General features: G+C 58.5%; 6 protein-coding genes. 4 read left to right on the forward strand and 2 right to left on the reverse strand.

Annotated features, from left to right (window positions below; translation table 11 throughout):
• Window positions 1-1,023 (forward strand): GGDEF domain-containing protein (locus ACRC1E_RS13720; RefSeq protein ID WP_438515650.1); only part of this gene is annotated, 1,023 nt, incomplete at its 5' end.
• Window positions 1,024-1,035: 12 nt separating this feature from the next.
• Here ACRC1E_RS13720 and ACRC1E_RS13725 read toward each other — a convergent pair.
• Both ACRC1E_RS13725 and ACRC1E_RS13730 read right to left on the reverse strand, forming a co-directional pair.
• Window positions 1,036-1,344: an RnfH family protein gene (locus ACRC1E_RS13725; RefSeq protein WP_438515655.1), complete on the reverse strand. Its 309-nt coding sequence runs from the start codon at window positions 1,342-1,344 to the stop codon at window positions 1,036-1,038.
• Window positions 1,337-1,774: a type II toxin-antitoxin system RatA family toxin gene (locus ACRC1E_RS13730; protein ID WP_438515651.1), complete on the reverse strand. Its 438-nt coding sequence runs from the start codon at window positions 1,772-1,774 to the stop codon at window positions 1,337-1,339. Before ACRC1E_RS13730 ends, ACRC1E_RS13725 begins: the two co-directional genes overlap by 8 nt.
• Window positions 1,775-1,889: 115 nt before the next feature.
• Here ACRC1E_RS13730 and smpB point away from each other — a divergent pair, with 115 nt between their 5' ends.
• From smpB to guaA, 3 genes are all read left to right on the forward strand, one after another.
• A complete protein-coding gene (gene smpB, locus ACRC1E_RS13735) occupies window positions 1,890-2,366 on the forward strand; it encodes an SsrA-binding protein SmpB (protein ID WP_438515652.1) in 477 nt (158 codons plus the stop codon).
• Window positions 2,367-2,369: 3 nt separating this feature from the next.
• Window positions 2,370-2,711 carry a hypothetical protein gene (locus tag ACRC1E_RS13740; protein WP_438515653.1) on the forward strand — a complete coding sequence of 114 codons (342 nt, stop codon included), beginning with the start codon at window positions 2,370-2,372 and terminating at the stop codon, window positions 2,709-2,711.
• Between the two features lie 25 nt (window positions 2,712-2,736).
• Window positions 2,737-4,057 (forward strand): glutamine-hydrolyzing GMP synthase (guaA, locus tag ACRC1E_RS13745; protein WP_438515654.1); only part of this gene is annotated, 1,321 nt, incomplete at its 3' end.

The raw sequence follows: 4,057 nt of genomic DNA on the forward strand, positions 1-4,057 counted from the left end.
TCCGGGCTGAGCAATCTGCTGACCCTGCTGCTGCAAAATATCGCCGAACTCAATGGCTCGGACAGCTATCTGCTCGGGCAGATCAGCAGCCTGCAAGAGATGCTGGCGGCGCCCTTATTGTCGATGCAGCAAATCTACCCGCTGGAGGCCAAGCTCAAGGCGGTTATCCACCAGCAAGGCCTGCTGAAAAGTTCGCTGGATGAAGCCGCACATTCCTTGCGCTCGCTACTGGGGACATTCCTGACCCAGCTGTCACAAATGAGTAGCGACACCGAGATTTTCCAGAACAGGATCTCCGGCTACAGCGGCAAGTTGCAACTTGCCTGCAGTCTGGATGAAGTCAAACGCATCGCGGATGAGCTGTCGCAAGACACCGACACCATGCAGCACACATTGCAGCACTCGCGTGCCGGCCTGATCGCGGCGCAGGACGAAGTCGAGAACGCGCAGCAGCGCATCACAGAACTGGAACTGGCGCTGGAAAACGCCAGCTCGAAAGTCAGGGAAGATCCACTCACCGGTGCCTATAACCGGCGCGGACTGGATGAATACTTTGCCCGCGAACTCAGCCGTGCCGAACGCACCGGCTCGCCACTCTCGGTGGCATTGCTGGATGTCGACAACTTCAAGCAACTGAACGATAAATATGGCCACCAGGCGGGAGATCATGCCTTACGCTTCCTGGTCGAGGCCATCCGCCGCCAGCTGCGCCCTTCCGATATCTGTGCGCGTTTCGGTGGCGAAGAATTTGTTATCTTGCTGCCGGACACGCCGATCGAGGAAGCCGTGATGGCGGTCCAGCGCCTGCAGCGCGAGCTGACCCGCAACTTCTTCCTGACCAATAATGAGCGTCTGGTCATGACCTTCAGTGCAGGGGTTGCGCTCTGGCATTTGGGAGAAAAAGACGTAGACGTGATCGAGCGTGCCGACCGGGCCATGTATCAGGCCAAACTGAATGGCAAGAACCGCACCCAGTCGGCGGAAGGTGAACTAACGAGCGTAGCCACTGAGGCTATCGCCTAAAAAAGGCGGTGATTAACCGCCTTTTTTCATCACTTTGCCGGCCTCGGCACGGGCACGACGCACCATTTTCGGGTCGGCAATCAGCGGGCGGTAGATTTCTACCCGGTCCTTGTCGCGCAGGACGGCATCGGCTTTAACCGCCTTGCTGAAAATTCCCAGTTTCAGGGTCTCGATATCCAGTGGGTGCTCGGGAAACGCCGCGATCACGCCAGAGCGCAGCACGGCTTCACGCGCCGTACATGCGCCAGGCAGCTTGAGCTTGACCAGCATCTGCCGCTCCGGCAGCGCAAACACAACCTCGACTTCAATTTCATCAGTCATCGCCATAGACCCGATCCGCCTCCCTGATAAAGGCATCGACCAGCGTGCCAGAGATATGCCCGAATACCGGGCCGATGATTTTTTCCAGCAGATGGCTGGAAAACTCGTACTGCAAACTAAACTCGACCTTGCAGCCAAAATCGCCCAAGGGTGTAAACAGCCAGCCCCCGTGCAAAGACTTGAAAGGCCCGTCAACCAGTTGCATGGAAATAGACTGGGGCGCGCAGTGCAGATTGCGGGTGGTGAAGTGCTGGCGAACCTTGAGATAGTCGATATGCAAGCTGGCAAGCAGGTGCTCGCCATCTGCGGCTACCACTTCGGCGTGGCTGCACCAAGGCAGAAAACGGGGATAATGTGCAAAGTCGGACACCAATGCGTACATTTGCTCGGGCGTATGTGCCACGAGAACATTCTTTTCGACGGCCTGCATGAATCGGATGGGTAGCAAAAACGCCACAATACACGAAGCAAAGCCGCCACGACAAGGTATCATCCCACACCGCCAGACCGTGCTAAATGTTGGCACAGCCGTTTGATCTGCTAAAATGGCGGATTCCGTAAGGCAGACACGTATGAGCATCATCCAGAACCGCAAAGCCTTTCACGATTACTTCATCGAAGAACAACTCGAGGCCGGCCTCGTGCTGGAAGGCTGGGAAGTCAAAGCCATCCGTGCCGGTCGCGTGCAGATCAAGGAAAGTTACGTTGTATGGCAGAACGGCGCGTTCTGGCTGATAGGCTGCCATATCACCGCCCTGCAATCGGCCTCGACCCACGTCAACCCCGATCCTGTCAGAAGCCGCAAGCTGCTGATGTCGCACACGCAAATGGATAGGCTGATAGGCAAAGTCGAGCGCGCCGGTTACACCATGGTCGCGCTCGATATGCATTACACCCGCGGCAATATCAAGGTGCAGGTCGGCCTGGCCAAAGGCAAGAAACAGCACGACAAGCGCGATAGCGAAAAAGACCGCGAGTGGCAGCGGGAAAAGCAGCGCATCGTCAAAGAAAACAGGTACTGAGGCATGAAGTCCGGCGCGACCTTTCCGCTCATGCTGATCGTACTGGGCAGCTTGTGGTTTCTGCGCAGCACCGCCTTGCTGCCTGATACGCAAACCTTGCTGGCCCTGTTACTGGCAGGCGCCGGACTCGCGCTGCTACTGATAGACGGCATCAATAAGACAACACTGGTTAGCAGCCCCTTGCTGGTTTACGCCGGCGGTGCCGTCTGGCTCTACCATGAAGCCATACTGCGCCTGTCCCATGCCCTATCGCTGGGGATGGTGCTGGCCGGCCTGTTGATGCTGATTGCCCGCAGCCACCACATTCCCGATAAAAGCCAGGGGCTGGGTAGACACCTTCCCTAGCCCCCTCACCCCCATAAGGACAGCCATGGACAAGGTTCTCATTCTCGACTTCGGCTCGCAGGTTTCCCAGCTGATCGCCCGCCGCGTACGCGAAGCACACGTATACTGCGAACTGCATTCGTTCGATATGCCCATGGACGAAATCCGTGCCTTTGCGCCCAAGGCCATTATTCTTTCCGGCGGCCCGAACTCGGTGTACGAATCCGACTATCAAGCCGACCCTGCCCTGTTCGAGCTGGGCATCCCGGTGCTGGGCATCTGCTACGGCATGCAATGGATGGCGCAGACGCTGGGCGGCAAGGTCGAAGCCGGCACCACCCGCGAATTCGGCTATGCCGAAATCAAGGCACGCCACCACTCCAAAGTCTTCGAAGGCCTGCAGGACCGCATCGACGATGCCGGCCACGGCTATCTCGACGTGTGGATGAGCCACGGCGACAAGGTCAGCGCACTGCCTGACGGCTTCCATGTCATCGCCGAAACACCGGCCTGCCCGGTCGCCGCCATGGCCGACGAGACCCGCGGTTTCTACGGTGTACAGTTCCACCCGGAAGTGACCCACACCAAGCGCGGCAGCGAGATGATACATCGCTTCGTACTGATGGTTGCAGGCTGCAAGCCCTCGTGGACCATGCCCAACTACATCGAAGAAACCGTACAGAAGATCCGCGAACAGGTCGGTGACGAAGAAGTCATCCTCGGCCTGTCCGGCGGCGTCGACTCCTCGGTCGCCGCTGCCCTGATTCACCGCGCCATCGGCGACCAGCTCACCTGCGTATTTGTCGATCACGGTCTGTTGCGCCTGAACGAAGGCCAGATGGTGATGGAAATGTTCGCGCAGAATCTGGGCGTGAAGGTAATTCGTGTCGATGCCACCGAGCAGTTTATGGGCAAGCTCGCCGGCGAAACCGACCCGGAAAAGAAACGCAAGATCATCGGCGGCGAATTCGTCGAAGTCTTCCAGCGCGAATCAGACAAACTGGTCAATGCCAAGTGGCTGGCGCAGGGCACCATCTACCCGGACGTAATCGAATCGGCCGGCGCCAAGACCAAGAAGGCACACAGCATCAAGAGCCACCACAACGTCGGCGGCCTGCCCGAAGACATGACGCTCAAGCTCCTGGAGCCGCTGCGCGACCTGTTCAAGGACGAAGTTCGCCAGCTGGGTGTTGCGCTCGGCCTGCCGCACGACATGGTCTACCGTCATCCGTTCCCGGGCCCGGGTCTGGGCGTGCGCATCCTCGGCGAAGTGAAGATGGAGTTCGCCGACCTGTTGCGCCGTGCCGACGCGATCTTTATCGAAGAGCTGCGCGCGACCGTGGACGAAGAAACCGGCAAAAACTGGT

This window comes from Craterilacuibacter sp., assembly GCF_051659485.1.
In the GTDB taxonomy this organism is placed as follows: domain Bacteria; phylum Pseudomonadota; class Gammaproteobacteria; order Burkholderiales; family Chromobacteriaceae; genus Craterilacuibacter.